Annotated in this window: 25 protein-coding genes; 10 read left to right on the top strand and 15 right to left on the bottom strand. The window is 67.7% G+C overall.

The features are described from left to right. Positions 1-9: 9 nt before the first annotated feature. The 4 genes from AX750_RS17965 to AX750_RS17950 all read left to right on the top strand — a co-directional run bounded on the left by AX750_RS17965 (position 10) and on the right by AX750_RS17950 (position 4,083). Complete coding sequence (locus tag AX750_RS17965) at positions 10-534, top strand: FixH family protein (protein ID WP_066725582.1); 525 nt, start codon at positions 10-12, stop codon at positions 532-534. Between the two features lie 3 nt (positions 535-537). Then, the gene (locus AX750_RS17960; protein WP_066725581.1) at positions 538-2,745 is read left to right on the top strand and encodes a heavy metal translocating P-type ATPase; all 2,208 of its coding nucleotides are present in this window, start codon (positions 538-540) and stop codon (positions 2,743-2,745) included. Next, positions 2,742-2,957 carry a cbb3-type cytochrome oxidase assembly protein CcoS gene (gene ccoS, locus AX750_RS17955; protein ID WP_066725577.1) on the top strand — a complete coding sequence of 72 codons (216 nt, stop codon included), beginning with the start codon at positions 2,742-2,744 and terminating at the stop codon, positions 2,955-2,957. The genes AX750_RS17960 and ccoS overlap by 4 nt, the downstream gene beginning before the upstream one ends. 97 nt (positions 2,958-3,054) lie before the next feature. Beyond that, on the top strand, positions 3,055-4,083 hold the full coding sequence (locus tag AX750_RS17950) for an NAD-dependent epimerase (protein ID WP_066725574.1): 1,029 nt from the start codon (positions 3,055-3,057) through the stop codon (positions 4,081-4,083). On the opposite strand, the gene AX750_RS17945 is transcribed toward AX750_RS17950, so the two are convergent. The 4 genes from AX750_RS17945 to AX750_RS17930 all read right to left on the bottom strand — a co-directional run bounded on the left by AX750_RS17945 (position 4,084) and on the right by AX750_RS17930 (position 8,829). Further along, positions 4,084-5,637 carry a methyl-accepting chemotaxis protein gene (locus AX750_RS17945; RefSeq protein WP_197426716.1) on the bottom strand — a complete coding sequence of 518 codons (1,554 nt, stop codon included), beginning with the start codon at positions 5,635-5,637 and terminating at the stop codon, positions 4,084-4,086. It lies immediately after the preceding gene. Positions 5,638-5,771: 134 nt separating this feature from the next. Next, positions 5,772-6,863, bottom strand: coding sequence for an SMP-30/gluconolactonase/LRE family protein (locus AX750_RS17940; RefSeq protein WP_066725568.1), 1,092 nt, complete (start codon positions 6,861-6,863; stop codon positions 5,772-5,774). Positions 6,864-6,996: 133 nt separating this feature from the next. Continuing rightward, positions 6,997-7,716 carry a ribonuclease activity regulator RraA gene (locus AX750_RS17935; protein ID WP_066725566.1) on the bottom strand — a complete coding sequence of 240 codons (720 nt, stop codon included), beginning with the start codon at positions 7,714-7,716 and terminating at the stop codon, positions 6,997-6,999. 138 nt (positions 7,717-7,854) lie between these two features. Continuing rightward, positions 7,855-8,829, bottom strand: a complete 975-nt coding sequence (locus AX750_RS17930; protein WP_066725562.1) for a tripartite tricarboxylate transporter substrate binding protein — start codon at positions 8,827-8,829, stop codon at positions 7,855-7,857. A gap of 219 nt (positions 8,830-9,048) precedes the next feature. Between AX750_RS17930 and AX750_RS17925 the strand changes: the two genes are divergently transcribed. From AX750_RS17925 to AX750_RS17910, 4 genes are all read left to right on the top strand, one after another. Next, entirely contained in the window at positions 9,049-9,753 is a 705-nt protein-coding gene (locus AX750_RS17925) for a GntR family transcriptional regulator (protein WP_245282429.1), read from the top strand. Then, positions 9,743-10,660, top strand: coding sequence for a dihydrodipicolinate synthase family protein (locus AX750_RS17920; protein WP_066725559.1), 918 nt, complete (start codon positions 9,743-9,745; stop codon positions 10,658-10,660). Before AX750_RS17925 ends, AX750_RS17920 begins: the two co-directional genes overlap by 11 nt. Before the next feature lie 141 nt (positions 10,661-10,801). Beyond that, positions 10,802-12,535 (top strand): L-arabinonate dehydratase, encoded by a 1,734-nt coding sequence (araD, locus tag AX750_RS17915; RefSeq protein WP_066725556.1) that lies wholly within the window; start codon positions 10,802-10,804, stop codon positions 12,533-12,535. 162 nt (positions 12,536-12,697) lie between these two features. After that, entirely contained in the window at positions 12,698-13,444 is a 747-nt protein-coding gene (locus AX750_RS17910; RefSeq protein WP_066725553.1) for an FkbM family methyltransferase, read from the top strand. Positions 13,445-13,455: 11 nt separating this feature from the next. Here AX750_RS17910 and AX750_RS17905 read toward each other — a convergent pair whose 3' ends face one another. Together AX750_RS17905 and AX750_RS17900 are read right to left on the bottom strand one after the other, a co-directional pair. Then, a complete protein-coding gene (locus tag AX750_RS17905; protein ID WP_066725550.1) occupies positions 13,456-14,850 on the bottom strand; it encodes a DUF2793 domain-containing protein in 1,395 nt (464 codons plus the stop codon). Positions 14,851-14,966: 116 nt separating this feature from the next. Continuing rightward, positions 14,967-15,713, bottom strand: coding sequence for an aspartate/glutamate racemase family protein (locus AX750_RS17900; protein WP_066725547.1), 747 nt, complete (start codon positions 15,711-15,713; stop codon positions 14,967-14,969). A gap of 293 nt (positions 15,714-16,006) precedes the next feature. Between AX750_RS17900 and AX750_RS17895 the strand changes: the two genes are divergently transcribed. Both AX750_RS17895 and AX750_RS26610 read left to right on the top strand, forming a co-directional pair. Next, a complete protein-coding gene (locus AX750_RS17895) occupies positions 16,007-17,461 on the top strand; it encodes an undecaprenyl-phosphate glucose phosphotransferase (RefSeq protein WP_066725544.1) in 1,455 nt (484 codons plus the stop codon). Positions 17,462-17,567: 106 nt separating this feature from the next. Beyond that, positions 17,568-17,873 carry a type II toxin-antitoxin system Phd/YefM family antitoxin gene (locus AX750_RS26610; protein ID WP_066725542.1) on the top strand — a complete coding sequence of 102 codons (306 nt, stop codon included), beginning with the start codon at positions 17,568-17,570 and terminating at the stop codon, positions 17,871-17,873. 140 nt (positions 17,874-18,013) lie between these two features. Here the strand turns inward: AX750_RS26610 and AX750_RS17885 are convergent, their stop codons facing one another. The 9 genes from AX750_RS17885 to AX750_RS17845 all read right to left on the bottom strand — a co-directional run bounded on the left by AX750_RS17885 (position 18,014) and on the right by AX750_RS17845 (position 25,645). Beyond that, positions 18,014-19,120: a hypothetical protein gene (locus AX750_RS17885; protein WP_066725539.1), complete on the bottom strand. Its 1,107-nt coding sequence runs from the start codon at positions 19,118-19,120 to the stop codon at positions 18,014-18,016. Positions 19,121-19,122: 2 nt separating this feature from the next. Next, positions 19,123-19,458: a hypothetical protein gene (locus AX750_RS17880; RefSeq protein WP_066725536.1), complete on the bottom strand. Its 336-nt coding sequence runs from the start codon at positions 19,456-19,458 to the stop codon at positions 19,123-19,125. A gap of 83 nt (positions 19,459-19,541) precedes the next feature. Then, positions 19,542-20,888 (bottom strand): UDP-glucose/GDP-mannose dehydrogenase family protein, encoded by a 1,347-nt coding sequence (locus AX750_RS17875; RefSeq protein WP_066725533.1) that lies wholly within the window; start codon positions 20,886-20,888, stop codon positions 19,542-19,544. Between the two features lie 92 nt (positions 20,889-20,980). Then, entirely contained in the window at positions 20,981-21,253 is a 273-nt protein-coding gene (locus tag AX750_RS17870; protein WP_066725530.1) for a hypothetical protein, read from the bottom strand. Positions 21,254-21,346: 93 nt separating this feature from the next. Then, a complete protein-coding gene (rfbA, locus tag AX750_RS17865; RefSeq protein ID WP_066725528.1) occupies positions 21,347-22,246 on the bottom strand; it encodes a glucose-1-phosphate thymidylyltransferase RfbA in 900 nt (299 codons plus the stop codon). Continuing rightward, positions 22,243-23,148, bottom strand: coding sequence for a dTDP-4-dehydrorhamnose reductase (gene rfbD / locus AX750_RS17860; RefSeq protein WP_066725525.1), 906 nt, complete (start codon positions 23,146-23,148; stop codon positions 22,243-22,245). The genes rfbA and rfbD overlap by 4 nt, the downstream gene beginning before the upstream one ends. Then, positions 23,145-23,702: a dTDP-4-dehydrorhamnose 3,5-epimerase gene (gene rfbC, locus AX750_RS17855; protein ID WP_066725523.1), complete on the bottom strand. Its 558-nt coding sequence runs from the start codon at positions 23,700-23,702 to the stop codon at positions 23,145-23,147. Before rfbC ends, rfbD begins: the two co-directional genes overlap by 4 nt. Before the next feature lie 2 nt (positions 23,703-23,704). Continuing rightward, complete coding sequence (gene rfbB / locus AX750_RS17850; protein WP_245282428.1) at positions 23,705-24,769, bottom strand: dTDP-glucose 4,6-dehydratase; 1,065 nt, start codon at positions 24,767-24,769, stop codon at positions 23,705-23,707. A gap of 93 nt (positions 24,770-24,862) precedes the next feature. Then, positions 24,863-25,645, bottom strand: coding sequence for an enoyl-CoA hydratase/isomerase family protein (locus tag AX750_RS17845; protein WP_066725520.1), 783 nt, complete (start codon positions 25,643-25,645; stop codon positions 24,863-24,865). Positions 25,646-25,683: the final 38 nt, after the last annotated feature.

Below are 25,683 nucleotides of genomic sequence, written 5' to 3'. Positions count from 1 at the left end.
GCCTTCATCATGCCCGTGGATCTGACCGCACCGGTTCGTCCCCGCACCGCGGAGCCCTTCCGCCTCAGCGGCCGGATGGTGCTGGCCACCTTGATCGGCTTCTTCCTCGTCGTCGCCGGCATGAACGCCGTGATGATGACGATCGCGATCAGCACCATGCCCGGCGTCGATGTGAAGAGCGCCTACGAGACCAGCCAGCACTACAACGGCGAGATCGCGCGGATGCAGGAGCAGGCGGCGCGCGGCTGGACCGCAGAGGCCGGGCTGCGCCGCAGCGGCGCCGACGCCATCTTGACCCTGTCCCTGCGCGACCGCGCCGGCGCGCCCGTGACGGGGCTGTCGGTGACGGCGCGGCTCGAACACCCGGCCACCCGGCGCGAGGACCGGGACGCCGCGCTCTCCGAGGCCGTGGCAGGCACCTACGGCACCCGCTTCCTGGCCGTTCATGGCGGAGGTTGGACCCTCGCCATCTCGGCGCGACGCGGCAGCGAGACAGTCTTCGTCTCGCGCAGCCGGATCGTGCTGGAGGACTGAAGCATGGCCGCGCAGCAGGATCTCTCCGTCTTCGTGCGCCATGGCGAAGGCGGTGTCGCGGGCATGGAACTCGCCGTCGAGGGCATCCGCTGCGCCGGCTGCATGCACGCGATCGAAAACGGCCTCTCCAAGGACGCCGCCATCCTGAAGGCGCGGGTGAACCTTGCCCTGAAGCGCGTCACCGTCGAGTGGCGCGAAGGGGCGCTGCGTCCGGAGGCGGTGATCGAGCGCCTCGGCGCGCTCGGCTTCAAGGCCTACCCCTTCCTGCCCTCGGCCGAGCGCGACAGCGTCACGGTCGAGGAGCGGCGGCTGCTGCGCTACCTCGCCGTCGCGGGCTTCGCCGCGATGAACATCATGCTGCTCTCGGTCTCGGTGTGGTCGGGTGCCAATGGCGATATCAGCCCCGTCACGCGCGACTTCTTCCACTGGCTCTCGGCCCTGATCGCCTTGCCGACGGCGGCCTATGCCGGGCGGCCCTTCTTCGAGAGCGCGTTGCGGGCCCTGCGCGCCGGCGCGGTCAACATGGACGTGCCGATCACGCTCGGCATCGTGCTGGCGCTGGGCATGTCGGTGGTCGAGACCGCCAATCACTCCGACCACGCCTATTTCGACGGCGCGGTCATGCTGATCTTTTTCTTGCTGATCGGCCGCTATCTCGACCAGATGATGCGGCGGCGCACCCGGGACCTCGCCGGCAATCTCGCCGCACTCAAGGCCGAGACGGCGACCCGTCTGATGCCGGATGGCACCACGGTGACGCTGCCGATCGCCGCGATCGCGCCCGGCGATCTCGTTCTGGTGCAGCCGGGCGAGCGCGTCTGCGTCGATGGCATCGTCGAGACCGGGCATTCCGAGATCGACCGCAGCCTCGTCACTGGCGAAACCGATCCGGCGCCGATCGGCGCCGGCGCCCAGGTCCATGCCGGGACGATGAACCTCACCGGCGCGCTCGGCGTCCGCGTCGTCGCGGCCGGCGCCGGTACCCTTCTCGATGAGATCGAGCGACTGATGAGCCAGGCGGTGGAGAGCCGCTCGCGCTATGTCCGCCTCTCGGACCGGGCCGCCCGCCTCTACGCCCCCCTCGTCCATGCCACGGCGCTAGCGACGCTGGTCGGCTGGATCGCCTTCGGTCTCGCCTGGCAGGAAGCCCTGATCATCGCAATCACGGTCCTGATCATCACCTGCCCCTGCGCGCTCGGCCTCGCCATCCCCGCCGTGCAGGTCGTGACCGCCTCGGCGCTATTTCGCCGCCAGGTCATGCTGAAGGAGGGCGATGCGTTGGAGCGGTTGGCGGAGGCGGATGTCGTCGTCTTCGACAAGACGGGGACCCTGACCCTGCCCGAGCCCGACCTGCTGAATGTCGAAACCATCGACGCCAGCAGTCTTGCGGCCGCCGGGGCGCTCGCCGCCGCAAGCCGTCACCCCCTCGCCCAGGCGATCAGCCGTGCGGCCGGGCTCCCTGCCCCGTTGCCCGGCGCGCAGGAGCGACGCGGCCTCGGCCTCTCGGCCCTGGTCGACGGCATCGAGATGCGTCTCGGCAGCCCCGCCTTCTGCGAGGCGCAGGCGCTGGCCGAGCGGGTCTCGACCGAGCATCCGACGGCTTCGCTGATCGCCTGGCGCCATGGCGACCGGGCGATCGTCTTCGCCGTCGGCCAGAAGCTGCGCCCCGAGGCGCAGGCCTGTGTCGAAGCGCTCGCCCGCCTCGGCCTCGCGCCGATGATCCTCTCCGGCGATCGTGACAGTGCCGTCGCAGCCGTCGCCCGCGAACTGGGCATCACGCAATGGCGCTCAGGTCTGCGACCGGACGAGAAGCTGCATGTCCTCGACGACCTCGCGGCACAGGGCCGCAAGGTGCTGATGGTCGGTGACGGGCTCAACGATGCACCCGCGCTTGCCAAGGCCCATGTCTCGATCTCGCCGATCAGCGCGACCCACCTCGCCCAGGCGGCCGCCGACATCGTTTTCCTCGGCGACAGCCTCGCGCCGGTCGCCGAGACCATCGCCATCGCCCGCAAGGCCCGCACGCTGATGATGGAGAACCTCTGGTTCGCCGTTCTCTACAACGCCGTTGCCGTCCCCATCGCTGTCGCCGGCTTCGCGACGCCGCTCGTCGCCGCCGCAGCCATGTCCGGCTCCTCGCTTGTCGTCACGCTCAATGCCCTGCGCGCCGCACGTCAGCCGGCGGCGCCCCTCGCACAGGCCGGATCATGAACATCCTCGTCATCCTCTTTCCCCTGGCGCTGGGGCTCGGTCTTGCCGGACTCGGGGCCTTCTTCTGGTGCATGCGCAACGGCCAGTATGCCGATCTCGAGGGCTCGGGCTGGCGCGTCCTGCAGGACGACGATCTCGGGCTCGACCCCGTCGAGGATCTGCTGGACGAAGACGCGACGACGCCGCCCCGCGGCAAGCGTCAGCACGCCTGATTGACAGGTCGGGCGATCTGAAACATTGGGTTCGCCCAGAGTGGGAGCGGCGATTGCGGCGCTCCCGTTCACTCCCCGACAGGGCGGAACGGGCACGATGACCACGGCTTCACCCCGGCGCGTCCTGTTGACCGGCGCGGCCGGTTTCGTCGGCTTCCACGTCACGCAGGCTCTGGTCGCCCGCGGCGTCGAGGTTCTCGGCATCGACAATCTGACGCCCTATTACGACCCAGCCCTCAAGCAGGCGCGGCTCGACCGCCTGCTGCCGCGTGCCGGCTTTTCCTTCCAGCCGCTCGACATCGCAGACTATGACGGGCTGCTGGCAGCCTTCGCTGCCTTCCGCCCGGAGGCGGTGATCCATCTCGCGGCCCAGGCGGGGGTGCGCTACTCGCTCGACAACCCGCGCGCCTATGCCCACTCCAATCTGGACGGGTTTCTCTCGGTCCTGGAGGCCTGCCGGGCTCACCCCGTCGCGCATCTGGTCTATGCCTCGTCGAGTTCCGTCTATGGCGCAAACGCCAAGGTGCCGTTCAGCGAGCATGACGGGGCCGACCACCCGGTGTCGCTCTACGCTGCGACCAAGCGCGCCAACGAGCTGATGGCCCACAGCTACGCCCAGCTCTACGGCATTCCGGCCACTGGCCTGCGGTTCTTCACTGTCTACGGCCCCTGGGGCCGGCCGGACATGGCCTATTTCAAGTTCACCAAGGCGATCCTCGAAGGCCGGCCGATCGAGGTCTATGCCGAGGCCGAGATGAGCCGCGACTTCACCTATGTCGACGACATCAGCGAGGCGATCGTCCGGCTGACGGCGCTGCCGCCCGCTCCCGATGAAGCGGGCGCGACGGCGGACCCCGCAACCGCCGCAGCGCCCTGGCGGATCTACAACATCGGCAACCACACGCCCGTCCGCCTCGACCGCTTCATCGCGGTGATCGAGGCCGCCTGCGGCAAGGCCGCGATCAAGACACATCTGCCGATGCAGCCGGGCGACGTGCGGGCGACCTATGCCGACGTTTCCGACCTGATGGCGCGGGTCGACTTCCGACCCGACACACCGATCGAGACCGGCATCGCGCGCTTCGTTGCCTGGTACCGCGACTTCTACGGCGTCAGCGGGAGCTGATCAGCCGCCGACGACCTGTCGCGAGAAACGCGCCACCGAATCATCCAGCCGACGGGCCGAGCCGTCGACCCCGGCTGCGGCTTCCGAGACCTGCCGGCCATTGTCCATCGTCAGGGCGGCATCGGCCGCGACGAGATCGATCGCGTTCGCGGCGCGCTGGGTTTCCTTGACCGCCCGGCTGAGCAGATCGACCATGGTGCGGATGGCCTCGGCCTGCTGGTCGACGGCGAGCACGATCCCGCCAGTGGCCCCGACAATGGCATCGGTGGAGACGCTGATGTTCATCACCGCCGCCAGCGAACGCTCGGTCGAGGCGCGCACCTCTTCGATCCGCTCCGAGATCTCCTGCGTCGCCGCCTCCGTGCGCTCGGCCAGGCTCTTCACCTCGGTCGCGACCACGGCGAAGCCGCGCCCCGCGACGCCGGCGCGCGCGGCCTCGATGGTTGCGTTCAGCGCGAGCAGGTTGGTCTGGGCGGCAATCTCGCGGATCAGCTCCGAGACCTCGCCGATATCCCGCACCGATCGCGTCAGCTGCTCCTTGATCGCGACCGACGCTGCCACGTCCGACGCTGCGGTCCGCACCAGCTGCGTCGTCCGGTCGGCTTCGGTGCGAATCAGCGCGATGGTGTCGGTCAGCCGTCGCGAGCAGGCCTCGACCGATGAGATGTCGTCGCTGGCCTCGCCCACCTGCTTCAGCATGCCGCCGAGCTTCTCCTGCGAACGCTGGGAGATGGCGACGAGCTGCTCGGCGGCGCTGTTCATGTGGACCACCGACTGGAACACCGGCTTGAGAATCGCCCCGATCTCGCGCCGGAAGGCGTCGGCCTGGCGTTCGACATCCTCGCGCCGCGCCTCCTCGAAGCGCGCCTGGGCCTGCGCGTCGAGCCCCAGAGCCTGCGCGCTGCCGATAGCGCGAACCCGGTCGATGAAGAGCTGTGCCATGCTGCGCAGCGAAACCAGCATCACCGAACCATAGATCCACTGGAAGGTCAGGTTCTCGACCGCATGGTCGAGCGGCGACAGGGCGATATGGAGGATGCGCGCGCCCAGGATCAGGCCTGCGAAGAGCAGCGCGGCCGACGGCATGCTCGCCATGGTGAAGGTGCCGGCGCAGACCAGCCCCGCCAGCAGCGTCGCGGTCAGCACCTCCATTTCGGGAACGCGGGTCGGATTGAAGACGATCGCCATCACCAGCCAGGGCGCGGCCATCAGGGCTGAGTCGATCAGGATCCGGTCGTTGAACTTGGCGGACGGACTTTCTTCTCGCGCCCGCTCGCGGATCCGCGTGATCCGCAGGATACCGAGCACGCCGATAGCGACGACGGAGGCGCTCCAGAACAGGGGAAACCAGAGCCAGCCATGCACCATGGCCGTGATCGCGACCAGTACGGCCGACAGCAGGTTGGACAACAGGATGGCCGGAAGCACCCGGGCGAATTGCTCGCCCTGCGCGCGGCGCAGCGCCGCGGCATCGGCCTCGTCGAGCGGGACGATGCCGAGCCGGCGGTTCACCCAGTCATTGTAGCGTGCCGGCCATGTCGCTTGCGCTGTCATGACCGGCAGGCCCATTTCGTCGCGTCCACGCTCGCCTCCAGCGCGCATCCGGGAGGCGACATTAGAAAAGACATCTCAAGCAGCGGTTAACGATGACGCTGCGTCAATCGCTCAAGTTGCACCGCTCTCGTCTGTCAGACGGCTCCGTGCGCTTCGACGTAGAGCGCATAGAGCGAATGGCTGCTCGCCATATAGAGGCGGTTGCCCTTGGGGCCGCCGAAGCAGAGATTGGCGCAGCGTTCGGGCAGGCGGATGAAGGCGAGCGGCTTGCCGGCCGGGCTGAACACCATGACGCCGTCGAGATCCTCGGGCTTCCCGCGCAGCGTGAAGACCTTGCGCCCGCCCATATCGGTCGGTTCCGCATTGAGGGCGCCGTTGCTGCCATAGCCGCACCAGAGATTGCCGTCGCGATCGACCCTGAAGCCGTCGAGCGCCCCGAAATCGGCCGCGTCGACGACCTTTGTCTTGTTCGAGGCCTTGCCCTGCGCGTCGATGTCGAAGCTCCAGATGCTGCGGTTGGGCGTGCCGCGCCACTCCACCACGTAGAGCTTCTTCTCGTCGGGCGAGAAGGCCAGACCGTTGGGATTGAGCAGATCGGTGACGACCGCCGTCAGTTTCCCGTCCGTGCCGATGCGGTAGACATTGGTGGTAGCCTGCTCGGGCTTGGCGCGCGACCCTTCCCACTCGCCATTGATGCCGAAGAGCGGATCGGTAAACCAGATCGTGTGGTCGGACTTCACGACGACGTCGTTGGGCGCGTTCAGCCGCTTGCCCTCGAAGCGGTCGGCCAGAACGGTGATCTTGCCGTTCGTCTCGGTGCGGGTGACCCGGCGCGTGACGGAGTGCTCGCAGGTGACGAGCCGGCCCTGCCGGTCGCGCGCATTGCCGTTGGCGAAATTGGCGTTCTCGCGGAAGACGGTGAAGCTGTTCTTCACCTCGTCGTACTTCATGATCCGGTTGTTGGGGATGTCGCTGACGAGGACATAACGCCCTGCCGGGAAATAAACCGGTCCCTCGGCCCAGCGCATGCCGGTCGCGACCTGCTCGATCGTGCTCGAATAGATGCGATACTTCGCGAAACTCGGATCGAGGATCTCGACCGACGGATCGGGGTAGCGCTGGTTCGGCTTGAACGGAAAGGCCTGTCCGAGTGCCGGTCCGGCCAGTGCGGAGCCGGCAGCGGCGAGGCCGCCCGCAAGCCATTGACGACGCGACGCTTCAACCATGATGTCCCCCCAGATTTTTGGCAATGATGGTCGTGGCGGGACGCGCCGCTCGGCACCGTCCCGATTCAGCCCGTGTCACGGCCGGCTTCGCCGTCTTGTCTGGTGATGTGCCGGCGGAGCGGCGCTGCGGCGGTCAGGACCAGCCGGGCCGCCACGCGGCGAACTCGCTCTTGGTCTGCTCGTTCGCGGGATAGAGCCCGAAGATGCCCTGCCCGCCGCGCACGCGTTCCGCAACGAAATCCTCGTAAGCCGTCTGCTCATAGACCTCGGGCGCGATCTCGTTGGCGAGATGGGCGGGGATGACGCAGACTCCCTCGCCGTCGCCGACGATGATGTCTCCCGGATAGACGGCGACGTCGCCGCAGGCGATCGGCGCGTTGATGTCGAGCGCGTGGTGACGGATCAGGTTGGTCGGCGCGCTCGGGCGGTTGTGATAGGCCGGGATCGCCATCGCCGCGATCTCGGGCGAGTCCCGGAAGCCGCCATCGGTCACGATGCCGGCGACGCCGCGTTGCATCAGCCGCGACACGAGGATGCCACCGGCCGAGGCCGCGCGCGGATCCTTGCGCGAGTCGATCACCATGACATGGCCAGGCGGGCAGTCCTCGACCGCGCGGCGCTGCGGATGCTGCGTCCCCTCGAAGGTGCCGAGATGATCGAGATCCTCCCGCGCCGGGATGTAGCGCAGCGTGAACGCCTCCCCGACCATGCTCTCGCCCTTCTGACTCAGCGGCCGCACGTCCTGGATGAAGACATTCCGGAAGCCGCGCTTGAACAGCGCCGTCGTCAGCGTCGCGGTCGAAACGCGCTTCAGCTTCTTGCGGTTTTCGTCGGTGAGGGTGGTCGATGTCATCGCGGCGCTATCCGGTTCTCGTGACGCAGTGGATGTGGGACGGGCGTCATTCTCGGGCTTGACCCGAGAATCTCAGGACCAGATCGCTGGTTTCCGAGATGGTCGGGTCAAGCCCGACCATGACGCTGGCTCATTCGATCACTCGATCCGGACATTCGCCTTCTGCGCCACATCGGCCCAGCGCTTGGTCTCGGCGGCGATATGGGCGGTGAACTGCTCCTGGGTCGAGCCGACCGGATCGACGCCGAGCTTCTTCATCTGATCGATGACCGCAGGCTCGCGCATGATCGCCTGGACCTCGGTGGACAGCTTGGCGACGATCTCCTTCGGCACGCCCGACGGCGCGAAGAAGCCGTGCCAGGAGGCGGCGGCATAGCCCGGGATGAACTCGGCCAGCGCCGGCAGGTCCTTGGCAACGGCGAGGCGTTCAGGCGTCGCGGTGGCGAGCGCGCGGATCTTGCCGGCTTCGACATGCGGCCAGGCGATGGTGATATTGTCGAAGGTGATCTGGATCTGGCCGGAGAGAAGGTCCTGCGTCACCTGCCCGCTCGAGCGATAGGGCACATGCACCATGTCGGTGCCGGTCGAGACCTTGAAGAGCTCGGCCGCCATATGGGTCGAGGTGCCGGCGCCGGACGAGCCGAAGGAATACTTGCCAGGGTTCTTCTTCAGCAGATCGATCAGCTCCGGCACCGTCTTCACCGGCAGATCGACATTGACCATCAGGATGTTGGGCACGCTCGCCACCTGCGAGATCGGCGCGAAATCCTTGATGTGGTCGAAAGGCATCTTGGCATAGACGGCCGGATTGATCGCATGGGTCGAGACCGTGCCCATGGTCAGGGTGTAGCCGTCGGGCGTCGACCGCGCGACCGCGGCCACGCCGGTGTTGCCGCCGGCACCCGGCCGATTCTCGACGATGAACTTGCCGCCGAGACGCGCGCCCAGCCTGTCGGCGAGCACACGCCCGAGCAGGTCGGTGGTGCCGCCCGCCGCGAAGGGCACCACGATCGTCACCACCTTGCTGCCGGGATAGTCGCTTTGCGCCTGCGCGGCCGGGGCGGCCATCAGGCAAATTGCGGCGGCCAGTGCGGCCCTGCGTGTCATCGTCATCCGTCGTCCTCCCATGACTGTCGCGGTGCCGGCACGTCGATGCCGGCGCGGTCCGTTATCGGATCCTTACCGACTCCGATAGCACAGGATTCCAGATTTGAAATCTGAAATTTCAGACTTGTCGCCGCTTGTCCTTTGTGGTGAGTGATGCGGAGATGGAGCATGGCTCCGCGGGCCGCCCGGCGGATTCGCGGGGCTGGTGCCCGCTCCGGACTTAAGATGCCCCAGACCCTGACCATCGAACCCGTCGCCCCGCATCTGCTGCGCTCCCTGCGCGAGCATGTGCATGAGCGGCTGCGCAGGGCGATCGTCGCAGGCCGCTTCCGCAATGGCGAGCGCCTGAACGAGCGGCATCTGGCCGAGATGCTGGGCGTCAGCACCACGCCGGTGAAGGACGCGATCCGCAAGCTGGAGAGCGAGGGGCTGGTGCGCACCGAGGCGCGCCGCGGCGTCTTCGTCGAGTTCTCCGCCCGCCAGGCGCTGGAGATGGCGCTGGGGCGCGCGGCGCTGGAAAGCGTCATGACCCATATCGCCGCCAACCGCCTGAGCGAGGGCGATCTCACGGAGATCGCGCGGCTGATCGAGGAAATGGCCCATGCGACGCAGCACAGCGCGCTGGAAGACCTCGTTACCCTGAACGAGGCCTATCACGGCGCGATTCACCGCATTTCCGGCTGCGGCTATCTCGAGCGCCGGCTCGACGGGCAGCGCATGTACGACCATGCCCAGCGCATCGCCCTGCTCTCGGAGCCGTCCGAGCGCGGCCAGGGCTTCGAGGAACATCGCTCCATTTACGAGGCGCTGCGGGCGCGCGATCCCGCGCTCGCCGAACAGAGAATGCGCCGCCACATCGTCCGTTCGGCGAAAGCCCATGTGCGGCAGGTGTTCGGCGCCGACGCGGAAGGGTTGGACTATGACGAGTGATAAAGTCCGCAGTGCGCTGCGCGGCATTTCGGGCGTGCATGTCACCGCCTGGGGCGCCGATGGCGAGGCCGATTGGGCCGTGACGGGCCAGATCGTCGCGCGCATCGCCGCAGCCGGCATCCACAACATCGTTTCTGCCGGCAACACCGGCGAGTTTTACCCGATGACGACGGACGAGGTCGTGCGCAGCCATGCCGTCGCGGCCGAAGCCGCCGCCGGCAAGGCGCTGGTCACCGCCGGCATCGGCCGGTCGCTGCGCGAAGCCGTCTCGACCGGCAAGCTTGCAGCGAAAGCCGGTTGCGATGCGGTCATGGTGCATCACCCGCTCGACCCCTTCGCCGCGCCGCAGTCGCAGGCGGACTACATCCTCGCCATCGCCGAGGCGCTGACGCTGCCGCTGGTGGCCTATATCCGCTCCGACGCGATCGGCGTGAAGGATCTGGTGCGCGTGGCGACCCATCCCAATGTCGCCGGCGTGAAGTTCGCCTCGACCAACATGATGCTGTTGTCCGAATGCGTCCGGGCTACGCAGGGAACGCGCGCCAACTGGATCTGCGGCCTCGCCGAGGGATGGGCGGCGCCCTTCTACGCGCTAGGCGCCCGCGGCTTCACCTCTGGCCTGATCAATGTCGCCCCCGACCGCTCGCTCGCCGTCTGGCATGCGCTGGAAAAGGGCGACTACACCGCCGCCCGCAGCGAGGTCGATGCCATCGCCGGTTTCGAGACGCTGCGCACGAGATACGGCAACGGCGCCAACGTCACCGTCGTCAAGGAAGCCCTCGGCCTGCTCGGCACCAATGTCGGCCCTGTCCGCCTGCCCGGTCTGCCGGATCTGAACGCCGAGGAAAAGGCGCAACTGCGCGCCATCGTCTCCGGCTGGAGCACTCAGCGCGCGGCGGCAGAGTAGGACTCCCTCGTCATGGTCGCCCTTGTGGCGACCATCCACGTCTTCGCGCGTCGAGGCCCGCGGTCAAGACGTGGATGCTCGGGACAAGCCCGAGCATGACGGTGAACGTGGCCAACACAAGAAACCACCCGAGGACACGCCATGACCACCCATCCCCGCAAGACGCCCGAAACCCTGCGCTCGAAGCGCTGGTTCGGCGCCAGCGATCTGCGCTCTTTCGGGCATCGCTCGCGCGCGCTGCAGATGGGGTTTGCCCATGAGGAGTTCATGGGAAAGCCGGTCATCGGCATCATCAACACCTGGTCGGAGATCAACCCCTGCCACACCCATCTGCGCGACCGCGCGGATGCGGTGAAGCGGGCGGTCTGGGCGGCGGGCGGCTTCCCGGTCGAGATCCCCGTGATGTCGGTCTCGGAGCAGTACCAGAAGCCCACCACTATGCTCTATCGCAACTTCCTGGCGATGGAGACGGAGGAATCGATCCGCTCCCACCCGCTCGATGGCGCGGTGCTGCTAGGGGGCTGCGACAAGTCCACGCCGGCCCTGATCATGGGCGCCTGCAGCGCCGGGCTGCCCTTCATCTATGTCCCGGCGGGGCCGATGCTGCGCGGCAACTGGGCCGGCAAGGTGCTGGGCTCGGGCGCCGATGTCTGGAAATACTGGGCCGAGAAGGAAGCCGGCAACATCACTGACGACCAGTGGAAAGACATGGAAAGCGGCATCGCCCGTTCGCATGGCACCTGCATGGTGATGGGCACCGCCGCCACCATGATGAGCCATGCCGAGGTGCTGGGCCTGACGCTGCCGGGCGCCTCCGCCATTCCCGCCGCCGACGCCGCCCATCCCCGCATGGCCGCGGCCGCCGGCAAGCGCATCGTCGAGATGGTCTGGGAGGATCTGACGCCCGACCGTATCCTCACCCGCAAGAGCTTCGAAAACGCGCTGACTGTCCACATGGCGGTCGCCGGATCGACCAATGCCATCATCCACCTCATCGCCATGGCCGGGCGCGCCGGCGTCTCGCTGACACCGGACGATTTTGACGCCTTCTCGCGCAAGGTCCCCGTGATCGCGAACCTGCGCCCGTCCGGCGAATTCCTGATGGAGGATTTCTTCTATGCCGGCGGGCTCCCGGCCCTTCTGAAACAGCTCGAGAGCAAGCTCCACACCGACGCGATGACGGTCACCGGCAAGCCGATCTCGGAGACCATCGCGCTCGCGACCGTCTATGACGACAACGTCATCCGCCCGCTCGACAATGCGGTGACGACCGCCAACGGTCTCGCGGTGCTGAAGGGCAACATCGCCCCCGATGGCTGCGTCATCAAACCCTCCGCCGCCGAGCCGCGCCTGCTGAAGCATTCAGGCCCCGCGCTGGTTTTCGAGGACTACGACGCGATGATGAAGGCGGTGAACGACGAGGCGCTCGACGTCACGCCCGACCACATCATGGTGCTGAAGAACTGCGGCCCGGTCGGCGGGCCCGGCATGCCGGAATGGGGCATGATGCCGATCCCGAAGAAGCTGCTGAAGCAGGGCGTACGCGACATGCTGCGCATCTCGGATGCCCGCATGTCCGGCACCAGCTACGGCGCCTGCGTGCTGCATGTCGCGCCCGAGGCCTATATCCGGGGGCCGCTCGCCGCGGTGCAGACCGGCGACGTCATCAGCGTCGATGTCGAGGCGCGCAGCATCTCGGTCGCCCTGACGGATGCCGAGATCGCCGCCCGCCTCGCGGCCTGGACGCCGCCCGACCGCGACTATCCCCGCGGCTGGGGCAAGATGTCGGCGGCCCATATCCGCCAGGCCGACAAGGGCTGCGACTTCGATTACCTCGAGGGCACGGCGAAGATTCCCGAGCCTGAGATTCACTGAAAGCCGTCATTGCGAGGAGCGCAGCGACGACGCAATCCAGAAGCTCCGGCGCCACGCTTCCTGGATTGCTTCGCTTCGCTCGCAATGACGACGAGGCCCAGACGTTTCATCCGCAACCGCGTTGCCCTAGGCTGCCGTCCCGCCCCCGCGAGACGACAGACCGTGCCAGATCCGACGCCCGCCCCCCGCCTCTCCTGGCAGGACGCCTTCGAGACGCCGACGAACTCGCAGATCGAGCAGGAGCGCTGGGTGCTGGCGATGTGCGGCGGAAGGCGCGGCGGGCGCTTCGCCGAGATCGGCGCCTTCGACGGCGTGCTGCATAGCAACACCTGCTTCCTCGAAGCCGACCATGGCTGGAACGGTGTGCTCGTCGAGCCCAACCCGATCCTCTTCGCCAGGCTCGCTGCGAGCCGCAAGGCCGCCTGCCTCGAGCGGGCCGTCCATCGCGAGGGCGGCCAGTTCCTGTCCTTCGTCCCCTCGCAGGAGATCGGCACGCTCGCCGAATACGCCGAGTCGGACGGCTATGCCGAGCACCGGCGCCAGGCGATCAGCGAGAACGGGCTGATCACGGTCGAGACCGTGACCTTCGACCAGATGGACGAAGCCGATGGGCAGGCGGGCTCGGGCTTCGATTATGTCTCGCTCGACACGGAAGGCTCGGAACTCGACATCCTCCGGACGATCGACCTCTCCCGCCACGCCATCGCGCTCTTCACCATCGAGCACAATTTCGTCGAGCCGCGCCGCGAGACGATGCGCACCCTGCTCGCGGAAGCCGGCTATCAGCGGCTGAATGTCGGCTTTGACGACTGGTACTGGCACGAGGGCCATCTGCGGACGCGCAATGGTGGGATGCTGCCGGACATCGCCGCCATCAACGCCCATGTGAAAAGCATCTATCTCGACTGAGGCGAGCCTGCTCAGAGCTCGGCGTCGAAGGCGATGCTGCCGAACGTGGCCTCGACGCGGCCGACGGCAGAGGCCGCCACCGAGACGCGTGCCTCCCGCCGCGACAGCACCGTCAGCGCCGGACTTCCACCCGCGACGTTCACCGTGCCCGAAACGGCGAAGGCGGCGCTCGGCGTCGCGCGCATCCTCGTCGGCAGGATCAGAGTCTGTGCCACGGCGCCGCCCGCGGCCTGATAGGCGTCGAGCGCAAGCGAACTCTCGGGCCGCCAGAAATAGCGGGCGCAGAGCAGTTCTTCGAGCGTCGCCGGCCGCGCCGCCCAAGTGCTGGCGCGGCGCCCGATCTCCAGCTTCACGCGGCGCAGGCTCACGGCAGGCCCCACCGGCGCCAGACTGACCAAGAGCGCGCCGGTATCGCCCGCCGCGGGCGTCAGCGTCACGCTGCGCCGGCCCGCCCCCGCGGCAATCGAACCCGAGACGCTGCCGACGGAGACCGAGAGCGCCCCGCCCGACAGCCCCTCGACCGACAGCGTCAGTGCCTGGCCGGCGAAGGACGAGAGCCCCCACAGCGCCGGCTCAACCGGCTGCACGAGCGCCCCGGCACTGAGGGTGAGGTCGTAACCCGCAACGGAAAGCGTCGCGCCCGCCGGACCCGCCTTCCAGCGGTCGAAGCCATAGATGCCGGCCGCCAGAGCGCCGCCAGCGAAGCCGCGCTGATTGATCTGGAGATCGCCATTGAGCAGGAGATTGCCGCCGCTCGCCCAGGGCGTCGCCGGCAGCGAGACCTCGCCCGTCGACCGCTCGACGGTGAGCGCCTCGGCCCAGGCCGAGCCATCCGCGCTGACCTTGCAATGCAGGTCGTCGTCGCCGGCGAGGCCGATCTCGGCGCGGCCGGAATAGCCGTCCTGGAAGAGCAGGCTCGCCGTCTCGCCGGCCGCCGCCTTGTTGAGCTTGAGCTGATGGCCGGCGCCGTCATGGTTGAAAAGGCTCGCCGGCGCCTGCACCACGAAGCGGGTCGTGACGTCGGCGGTGCCGTTCACGCCCCAGAGGCTGGCGCCGAGGCTGCTGAGCGGGCTGTCGCGGCGCCATTCCGTGCCGGTCCAGAGGTTATGCTCGGCCTCATCGACGACCCAGGCCTGCCAGCCGGGGCGCGGCGTCAGGAAGAGCCAGCCGCCATTCTCGAACAGCGCGATCTGGTCGGTGCGGCCGGAGAACACGCCCGTCGCGCCGGGCGGGATGATGCAGGCGGAGAGCTCGGTCGGCACCGCCGGCGGCACGGTCTGCGAGCGGCTGTCGACGGTGAGATGCACCAGCGCGTCGAGCCGCGTCAGGGCATCGTTATGGGTGACGTGCTTCTGCGCCTGCCCGGCGGCGAGCAGGGGCAGGGAAAGCCGCGGCGTTGCGGTCATGGGGCCTCGCGAGGTCGGGCGCCGCCTCGGCGCCGGGGGATGCGACGCCCAGCATTGCTCCCCACACAGCCACCGGGGATAACCCGCTCCGCTATCCCCGCGTGCGGCAGCCCCCGTCAGAACACCCGCGGCCGCAAGCCGGCATGGAACCAGCTGATCATCGAGTAGATGTCGTGGACCGGCCGTCCCGTCGCCGCCTGCACGGCCGCGGCATAGGGCGGCATGTTCGTGCATTCGAGCACGATGGCGCCCACCTCCGGATGCCGCGCCACCAGATCCAGCGCCGCATTGACAACGTCCTGCCGGGCGAGATCGACATCCATGTCGTCCTTCTCGGCCTTGATCAGGACGCGGAAGAACTCGCGACCGCCTTCCGTCCCGGCAACCGGCGTATCGACCGGCACGCCGACCTTCTCCAGATGCGCCGGCGTCAGGCTCCCCGCGGAGACGGTGACGACGCCGACCCGCTGGCCCGGCGGCAGCGTCGCCTGCACCCAGGGAACCTGCATCAGCGACGAGGTCGCCACCGGCACGCCGACGGCCGCCGCAAGCTCGCGCTGGAACAGGGAGAGGAAGCCGCAATTGGTGGTGATCGCCTCGGCCCCGAGCCGCACCAGATCCTGCGCCGCGGCGATGAAATCCGGCAGCAGCCCGTCGGCACCGCGCAGCACGACCTTGTCGGGGCTCGCCCCGCCGACGACGCGGTAGAGCACCGGAAACGGCCAGGTCCCGCCATTGCCCATGTCGCCGAGAATGCGCGGGAAGCGCGCTTCCAGCATGAGGATGCCGAGCGGCGCGCCATAGATGGCCTTGCCGCCGCGGGCGATGCGCGGAGCCTGCGATGGGGCGGCGGCGGTGGTCATGGGCTTGGTCCTGCAAAGCGTCGACGCCAGACCTAACCCGCCGAAGCGGACCCGCCAAGACAGAATGCAGTGCCGTTCCGGATTGGCACATCCCTTCCCGCCGCGCGCCGCCCAAGTCGCGGCCGCGCGGGAGAAAAGGACGGTTTGTCAGTGATTTGTCTGCATTCCGACCTGATCTGAGCCAGCCTCCATCGGTACGTCGATTGCGATCCCTGCGCTCCGACAGCACCAAACGCGAAGCCTGTGCCGGAGCGGCACAGCGCGCCACGGTGCATCGCGGAGTGAGCGAGCCCATGAGCGTCAACGACATCGCACCGACGGCCTTTGCGGCGCGCGACGCCCGCGCCAACATGCTGCGCCACTGGCTCTGGCTGATCACGGCGGCGGCCGATGCGGCGGTGATTGCGGCCATGGTCGGCCTGGTCTCGCTGGCCTACCACCTGCCGGTCTATGGCGATCTCCGCGCCGATCAGGCGACGCTCGAACTCGCCCTGATGCTGGCCGGCATCTTCGTCTTCATCAACGCGACGCAAGGGCGCTACCAACTCGCCAACTATCTTTCGACCAAGGGGCAGATCGCCTCGGCTTTCACGGTCTGGAACCTCACCCTGGTCGCCTTCATCGCCATCCTGTTTCTGGCGAAGATCGCCGACCACTATTCCCGCGGCGTCGTGCTCGCGAGCTATCTGGCCGGCATCCCGGTCATCGCATTGTCACGCTCCGCCATGGTCCGGACCATCTCGATGGGCAGCAAGACCGGCCGCATCACCAGCGAGCGCGTCTTCCTCATCGGGCGGGAAGCGGATGTGATGTCCTTCGTCTCGCGCCACCAGCCCTGGAATGTCGGCTACGCCATCATCGACGTCGCCTTCCTGCGCAGCAACGATGCGCGGCGGATCAACGACCCCGCCGCCGCCCTCGCGGCCGATCTCGCCAGCGCGGTCGCCACCTGCCGTGCCAAGCGCCCCGACTCGGTGTTCATCGCCCTGCCCTGGTCGGACCAGGAGACGATCGACGCCTGTCTCGCGGCGTTCATGACGCTCCCGGTCGCCATCCATCTGACGCCCGAAAAGATCATGGACCGCTTCGAGCGGCCCCATATCGTCCGCACCGGAAGCCTCACGAGCCTGCGCCTGACGAGGCCCCCGCTCTCGCTGGCCGAGATTGCGCTGAAACGCGCCTTCGATCTCGTCGCCGCCGGCACCATCCTTCTGCTGTCTGCCCCATTGCTGCTGCTGATCGCACTGGCGATCCGGCTGGATTCGCCGGGACCGGTCCTGTTCCGGCAGCGGCGCTACGGCTTCAACCAAGAGGCCTTCCGCATCTTCAAGTTCCGCACCATGACGACCACCGACGACGGCAGCGTCATCGTCCAGGCGCGGCGCGACGACCCGCGCGTCACCCGCGTCGGCCGGATGCTGCGCCGCACCAATCTCGACGAGCTGCCGCAGTTGCTGAACGTCCTCGCCGGGCAGATGTCGCTGGTCGGGCCGCGCCCGCATGCGCTCGCCCATGATCAGGCCTTCGAGCGCAAGATCGCGCTCTATGCCCGGCGTCACAACGTCCGCCCGGGGATCACCGGCTGGGCACAAGTGAACGGGTTGCGCGGCGAAACCGATACCGACGAGAAGATGGCGCGGCGCATCGCCTATGACCACTGGTATGTCGACAACTGGTCGTTCTGGCTCGACCTCGCGATCCTGCTGCGCACCGTCTTCAGCCCGAAGGCCTTCCAGAACGCGCGGTAAACGCAGCGGCTGGGCGTCGACACCTCAGTTGCTAAGGTTGACTGGCAACAATATCGTAAAGAGCGCTATTTCAGCGGCCGGTTGGGTGCACGCCGGAGCTTACCCGGTGTTGTCGGTTGCCGAACAGCTTTGGGAGCTTACAATGGCAAAAGCGACGGCTGCCGAACTCATCAAGAATTTCAGCCGCTACATGGACATAGCACAGCGCGAACCTATAGCCGTGAAGAGCCATGGCCGAGTTAGCACCTATTTGGTGTCGGCGACTGCTTACGAGGAACTGCAGCGCTACAGGCAGGATGGGCAACAGAGTTTTGCTACCAAAGATTTGTCATTCGATCTGATCAGTTTGATCGCACAATGCCGGATGGCGCCCGAGCATGATTATCACAATGCCCTGCTGAACCCCGCATGAGGCGCGGCATTGCCGCAATGCCAAGCACGAAGCGGTCATTTCATCAGTCTTGATAAAATTCGATTTCAGCCTCCGTGCAGCCGCCGTGATTAGATAAAAATTGTTATGAAACAACAGAATATTTACGGGGAATTAATCTATCAGTATAAAATAATTTCTTGAATCTTACCCTCTGAAAGCCGCGTCGGCGCGATACCCAAATATTCATACCAGCCATCACCATAAGCTGTTGCAGTGCTAGCCGCGTCCCGCCCGAGATAGACGCTGCCGCGGCTCGACGGCGGAGAACCCGTGTCGGTGACGACCGCGACGCCGTTGCGGGCCACGGAGCGACCGGTTCCGTCGAAGGCGCAGGCGGCGGCGTAGCTGCTCATGCGCAGATCGGCCCCCGCCGCTGTGGCAAGTTGCGCCGAACCGTCCATCAGCACGGACAAGCGGTTCGACTGGGCGCGCAGCAACGAGGAGGTTCCGTTGACGCCGACAATGCGGGCTGCATTCCGCTCCAGCCTCTGGCCGCGCACCGCGAGCGTCGCGGCGCTGCGTTGAAGCAGCGCCTCCAGCACGGGCGAGAGTTCGGCCGTCTCCGCCGCCCGGCTCACCGCCGCGCCGACTGTCGCGATGTAGGGCGAGGCGAAGCTGTTGGCCTCGAGCTGGGCGAGGCGGACATCGCCGCTCATCGTCAGCGTCAGCGTGCCGGCCGCCGGAGTGAAGACGAGTGAGACGCGGCTCGCGGCGCCCACCCCCGCCAGCGGCCCGGCGCTCGACGCGCCGGACAGCGCGATGCTGCCCGTGCCGGTGAAGGAGAGCGCATAGCTCTGCGCCGTCACCGCTAGGCTCTGGCTGGCCGGAGCGGCGCTGTTCAGCAGCAGATTGGCGGAGGCGCCGTTGAGCGCGAGCTGCCGGCGCCCGTTCGTCCAGTCGAAGCGCGGCTGGTCCAAGGCGAGATCGGCCCGCATCACGCCTTGCGCGTCGAGATAGGAGCGCGCCGGGCCCGAGTTGCAGGTGAAGGCGATCAGCTCAGCGAAGCTCGCCGCCCGCTTGACGCGCAGCGCCGCCGCGCTCGCCCCGGCAATGCCGGCGAGCGGCACGGTGGTGATGGCGTAGCGGTCGGCCGAAAAATCGGCGATGGCCGCGAAGTCGGCATAGGCCGGCGCCTCGAACCAGGCGCGCTTGCCCGCGGGCGTCAGGCGCGCCAGATCGAGCGGGTCGCGCCGGCGGCGCGTCAGGGTGACGGGCTGTGCGACCATGGTCAGCCCCAGTATTCGAGCGAGCCCTTGCAGGCGGTCGCCGCCCGCAGGCACAGATGCGTCGCCGCCGCCGGCAGCCGCCTGACCCCGGGATTGAGGGCGCTGCCGCTGCCGTCGGTCACCGTCGCCGCGGGCAGGGTCAGCGCGGTGTCGACGAGCCCCGCCTTGCCCCGGACATCGCCGTCGAAGGAGAGCGAGACGAAGCGCGCCCCGGCGGGAATGGCCACGCGCAGCAGCGTGTCGGCGGCCAGCACGATGTCATAGATGGTGTCGGAGAATTGCGGCGCCTGGGCCAGGCGCCCCGAATTCAGCGGATACTCCTCATGGAAGGCAAGCATGATCGATCCCCTCGCTGGATGGAGGGGAAGTCTAGGCATGCCCCGAGGTGCCGGGGATAAGTCTCAGGCAAACCGTATAGGAGTTAGGCTGCGTTATATTTCTTCCTTGCCTCGGGCGCGAGGACACCACGCCCGACATCGACATAGGTGAAACCCTTGGCGCGGACCTGTTCGGCCCGGTAGACATTGCGCAGATCGATGAGGACCGGCGCCGCCATGGTGGCCTTGAGCCGCTGGAAATCCAGCGCGCGGAAGATGTTCCACTCGGTGACGATCACGGCCGCATGCGCACCCTCGACGCATTCATAGGCGTCGTTGCAGTAGACGACGCCGCCCGGCAGCATGCCCTTGGCCTGCTCCATGCCCTCCGGATCAAAGGCGCGGATGGTCGCGCCGCCATCCTGCAGCGCGGTGACGATCGACAGCGAAGGCGCATCGCGCATGTCGTCGGTGTTCGGCTTGAAGGTCAGGCCGAGCACGGCGATGGTCTTGCCGCGCACCGAGCCGCCGCAGGCCGCGACGACCTTCTTCGCCATCGCCCGCTTGCGCAGATCGTTGACGGAGGCGACAGCCTCGACGATGCGCGAGGGCGTGCCGTAATCCTGCGCCGTTTTGATCAGCGCCAGCGTGTCCTTCGGGAAGCAGGAGCCGCCATAGCCCGGCCCGGCATGCAGGAACTTGCTCCCGATGCGGTTGTCGAGGCCCATGCCGCGCGCCACGTCCTGCACATTGGCGCCGACCTGCTCGCACAGATCCGCCATTTCGTTGATGAAGGTGATCTTCGTCGCGAGGAAAGCGTTGGCGGCGTATTTGGTCAGCTCGGCCGTGCGGCGGCTGGTGTTCAGGATCGGCGCACTGTTGAGGTAGAGTGGCCGGTAGACATCGGCCATCAGCGTCTGGGCGCGCGGATCATCGGTACCGATGACGATCCGGTCCGGGCGCTTGAAGTCGTCGATCGCCGCGCCCTCGCGCAGGAACTCGGGATTGGAGACGACGGCGAAATCGGCGTCCGGGCGCAGCTCGCGGATGATCCGCTCGACCTCGTCGCCGGTGCCGACCGGCACCGTCGATTTCGTGACGATGACCGTATAGCCGTCGAGCGCATGGGCGATCTCGCGCGCCGCGGCATAGACATAGGACAGGTCCGCGAAACCGTCGCCGCGCCGGGATGGGGTACCGACGGCGATGAAGACCGCATCGGCCTGGGCGACGGGCCCCGCGAGATCGGTCGTAAAGGAGAGCCGCTTCGCCTCGGTATTGCTGCGCACGAGCTCCGACAGGCCGGGTTCGAAGATCGGGATTTCGCCCTGCTTCAGCGCCGCGATCTTGCTTTCCATCTTGTCGACGCAGACGACCTCATGGCCGAAATCCGCAAAGCAGGCGCCGGACACGAGCCCGACATAACCTGACCCGACCATCACGATCTTCATCGGACACTCCCCCAAACCGTCAAACACCAGTCCCGGAACGCGCGCTTATCATGCGGAGCCGGTTCGCCAAAGTCACCCGAGACGCGCGGTGGTCAGCCGATAGACGCTGCCGATCTCAGCGATGTGACTGCAATCCCGCTCCTCGGCATCGGATCGACGCAGATCCGGGCCGGCCGGTCGAGCCGCTCGGCCTCCCGCCCGATCGCCCGGCTCACGAACGTCTTGTATCCGAGCCAGGAGCCGATGACGCGCGAACAGCCTCCGCAGCTAACCGGCGCATCATCCGCGATGATCGTTGGCGCCACGACAGACACCGCTCCGCACACGCAGGAATTGAAGCCCTGGATCGTCTTGCCACCGGCCACAGCAACCTCCCGCCACGCTTCAGCGGCGAGTTTTGCAAGATCGAGGCCAGCATGATCTGGCCTGTTTCGAAACGGTACTGCCGTCGCTCTGCGTCAGATCTCGGTGTGCTCGCCCGGAGCAGCTGCGATCTCGGCGGCCATGCGCAGCAGATACTGTCCATAGTCGCTTTTGGCGAGCCTTGAGCCCAGCACTTCGAGCTGAGCGGTATCGATCCATCCCTGGCGACAGGCGATTTCCTCAGGGCAGGCGATGCGCAGATCCTGGCGGCTTTCGAGCGTGCGGACGAACTCGCTCGCCTGCAGCAGGCTGTCGGGCGTGCCGGTGTCGAGCCAGGCGAAGCCGCGTCCCATGCGCTCGACGGCGAGTTCGCCGCGCGCCAAATAGGCGCGGTTGACGTCGGTGATCTCGAGTTCGCCCCGCGGCGAGGGGGCGAGCGAGGCGGCGATCTCGACCACCTGCGCGTCGTAGAAATAGAGCCCCGTCACGGCCCAGTTGGAGCGCGGCGCCTTGGGTTTCTCTTCGATCGAGAGGGCCTTGCCCGCGGCGTCGAAGCTCACGACGCCGTAGCGTTCCGGATCGCGGACCTGATAGGCGAAGACGCTCGCCCCGCTCCGGCGTTGGCGCGCCGCGCGCATCATCGCGGTGAGGTTGTGCCCGTAGAACAGGTTGTCGCCGAGGATCAGCGCCGAGGGTTGGCCTGCGACGAAATCCGCCCCGATCTGATAGGCCTGCGCCAGTCCGCCGGGATGGGGCTGCTCGGCATAGCAGAGGTTCAGGCCCCACTCCGCGCCGTCCCCGAGCAGGCGCCTGAAATGCGGCAGGTCGTGCGGGGTGGAGATGATCAGGATGTCCCGGATCTCCGCCAGCATCAGCGTGGTCAGGGGGTAGTAGATCATCGGCTTGTCGTAGACCGGCAGCAGCTGCTTCGACATCGCCAGCGTCATCGGGTGCAGCCGCGTGCCGGATCCGCCGGCGAGAATGATGCCCTTCATGGCTGCCGTTCCAATGCTTCCTGCTGCAGCAGCCGCGCGACGCAGGCGGCGAGCGAACCGCGCCAGGGCGGCAGCCTGACGCCATGGATCGCGGCGAGCTTCGTCCCGTCGAGCCGGGAGTTGGCCGGCCGTCGCGCCGGCGTCGGATAATCGCTGGTGGCGATGCGACGCACCGCGACGGGCGCGCGTCCATGGGCGGCCGCCTCGGCGAAGATCGCCTCCGCGAAGGAAGCCCAGTCGGCCTCCCCCTGTGCCGCCATGTGGAAAACACCGCGCAGGGCTGGATCGCCCGGCCCCGCGACGAGGTTGCGGGCCACAGACAGCACGGCGTCAGCGATGTCGAGGGCCGAGGTCGGGCAGCCGGTCTGGTCGCCGACGACGGCGACCTCGCTCCGCTCCTCGCCCAGGCGCAGCATGGTGCGCACGAAGTTCTTGCCGAAGGGCGCATAGACCCAGGCGGTACGCAGGATGGCATGGTCGGGCGTCGCAGCCGCCACGGCCTGCTCGCCGGCGAGCTTGCTGCGGCCATAGGCGGATACCGGGCCCGTCGCGTCCTCCTCGCGATACGGCAGCAGTGAGGAGCCGTCGAAGACATAATCGGTCGAGATCTGGATCACGGGTACGCCGAGCGCGCGCGCCGCGGCGGCGACTGCGCCTGCACCGGCGGCGTTGACAGCGAAGGCCTGCGCCTCCTCGCTCTCGGCATGATCGACCGCGGTGTAGGCCGCGGCATTGACGACGATGTCCGGCCGCGCCGCCGCCAGGGCCGGAGCGATCGACTGCGGGCGTTCGAGATCGAGTTCGGGACGCCCAAGCGCGATCAGCGTCGCGCCCGCGCTGCTCGCGCGCTCGGCCAGCGCCCGCGCGACCTGGCCCTCGCGTCCGGTGACGACGACCCTCACGCGAAATACCGCGGCAGCTCGGCGAGGCGTGGATGCCGACGGTCCTTGTCGGAAAGGGTCAGCCACTCCGCCGGCAGGCCCCAGTCGATGCCGATGGCCGGATCGTCGTAGGCGAGCCCGCGATCATGCTCAGGCGCATAGGGCGCGCTGACCTTGTAGATCACCTCGGTGTCGGGCTCGAGCGTGACGAAGCCATGGGCGAAGCCGACGGGCACCAGCATCTGCCGCCAGTTCTCCGCCGAGAGCTCGACCGCAACGAATTTGCCGAAATGCGGCGAGGAGGCTCGGATGTCGACAGCGACGTCGAGGATGCGGCCGCGCGGCACGCGGATCAGCTTGTCCTGCGCGAAGGGCGGCGCCTGGAAATGCAGGCCGCGCAGCGTGCCGACCGCCGCCGAGAGTGAGTGGTTGTCCTGCACGAAATCGAGCGTGATCCCGGCCTCGGCGAAGGCCTGGCGGCTATAGGTCTCCGAGAAGAAGCCGCGATGGTCGCCGAACCGCTTCGGCGTGATGATCCTGACCTCCGGCAGCGCGGTCGCTTCGACCTGCAGCATGGTCAGCGCCCTCCCTCGGCGGCCGGGGCCGCACCGGTGCCCAGCCGCTCGCCGCGATAGACCCCGGAGCGGATGTCGTTCCACCAATCCTGATGCGCGAGATACCACTCGACCGTGCGGCGAAGGCCGCTTTCGAAGCTCTGCCGCGGGGCCCAGCCGAGTTCGCGACGGATCTTGCCGGCGTCGATCGCATAGCGCGCATCATGCCCCGGCCGGTCGGCGACATAGGTGATCAACCGGGCATGCGGCCCGGCCGGATCGGGCCGCAGTTCGTCGAGCAGCGCGCAGATCGCCTCGACCACTTGGCGGTTCGACATCTCGGCCGAGCCCCCGATCGCATAGGTCTCGCCGGACCGCCCATTCTGCGCCACCAGCAGCAGCGCCTCGGCATGGTCCTCGACATAGAGCCAGTCGCGCACGTTCAGACCGTTGCCATAGATCGGCAGCGGCTTGCCCTCGATCCCGTTGATGATCATCAGCGGGATCAGCTTCTCCGGGAAATGATAGGGCCCGTAATTGTTCGAGCAGTTGGTGACGAGCGTCGGCAGGCCGTAGGTGTGGTGCCAGGCCCGCACGAGATGATCGGAAGCCGCCTTCGAGGCCGAATAGGGCGAGTTCGGCGCATAGGCTGTCGCCTCGTCGAACAGGCCGTCCGGCCCCAGCGAGCCGAAGACCTCGTCGGTCGAGATGTGGTGGAAGCGAAAGCGCTCGCGACGCCCCCCCTCGAGCCCGCGCCAGTGCCGCAGCGCCTCCTGCAGCAGCACATAGGAGCCGACGATATTGGTCTCGATGAAGGCTCCGGGCCCGTCGATGGAGCGGTCGACATGGCTCTCGGCGGCGAGATGCAGCACGATGTCGGGGTCGAAATCGGCGAAGATCGCCCGCATCCGCTCGCCATCGGCGATGTCCGCCTTCTCGAAGCGATAGCGCGGATCGGCGGAAACCGGCGCCAGCGAGGCCAGATTGCCGGCATAGGTCAGCTTGTCGACGACGCAGACCGCGGCCTCCGTCTGCGCGATCAGCCGGCGCACCACGGCCGAGCCGATGAAGCCCGCTCCGCCCGTCACGAGATACCTCAGACCCGCCGTCAAAACCGCCCCCGCTCCCGCTACGGGCGCATCTAGGCGATGGACACGTCCCGCGTAAACCCGCCGCTTGTCTCAACGGCCCTGCCAGTTCGGCGTGCGCTTGCCGAGAAAGGCCTCCATGCCTTCGCGGAAATCGGCGCTGTCATAGCACATCACCACCAGATCATCGCCGCCATCGGCCGGCATCGTGGCGGCGGTCAGCCGGCGAAGCGCTTCTTTCGTCGCCCGCATCGTCAGCGGCGCATGCCCGGCGATGGTCGTTGCCAGTTCGCGGGCCCGGCTCATCAGCGCCGCGTGATCGGCGACGATCTCGCTGTAGAGGCCGACGCGATGCCCCTCCTCCGCCTCCATCAGCCGGGCCGTGAAGACGATGTCCTTGACCCGCGCCGGCCCGAGCAGCGCCGCGAGCCGGGCATGGTTCGCCATCGACAGGCAATTGCCCAGCGTGCGCGCGATCGGAAAGCCGAAGCGCGCCGTCGGCGTGGCGATGCGGATGTCGCAGGCGCAGGCGATGCTGGCCCCTCCGCCGGTCACCGCCCCCGAGATCGCCGCGATCATCGGGACCGGACAACGCTCGATCGCGGTGATGACGCGGTCGATCTTTTCCTCATAGTCCAGCGCATCCTGAGGCGAGGCGAAGCTGCGGAACTGCGCGATGTCCGTTCCGGCCGCGAACGCCTTGTCGCCCGCACCGGTGACGATCAGCACCTTGGGCGCGCCATGGGCGGCCGGGTCGCTGCAGATCGCCGCCAGCCGCTCATACATCGCAAAGGTCAGCGCATTGCGGGCCTGGGGGCGGTTCAGCGTGATCGTGCCGATCCCGGCTTCGACCGTGTAGAGAATCTCGTCGTCCATGCGCCCGCTTCCGTCGGTTGCCGAGGAGGCGGACTATC

The organism is Methylobacterium sp. CCH7-A2 (assembly GCF_001557075.1).
Lineage (GTDB): Bacteria > Pseudomonadota > Alphaproteobacteria > Rhizobiales > Beijerinckiaceae > Allobosea > Allobosea massiliensis.
This window is presented reverse-complemented; position numbering and strand designations above follow the sequence as displayed.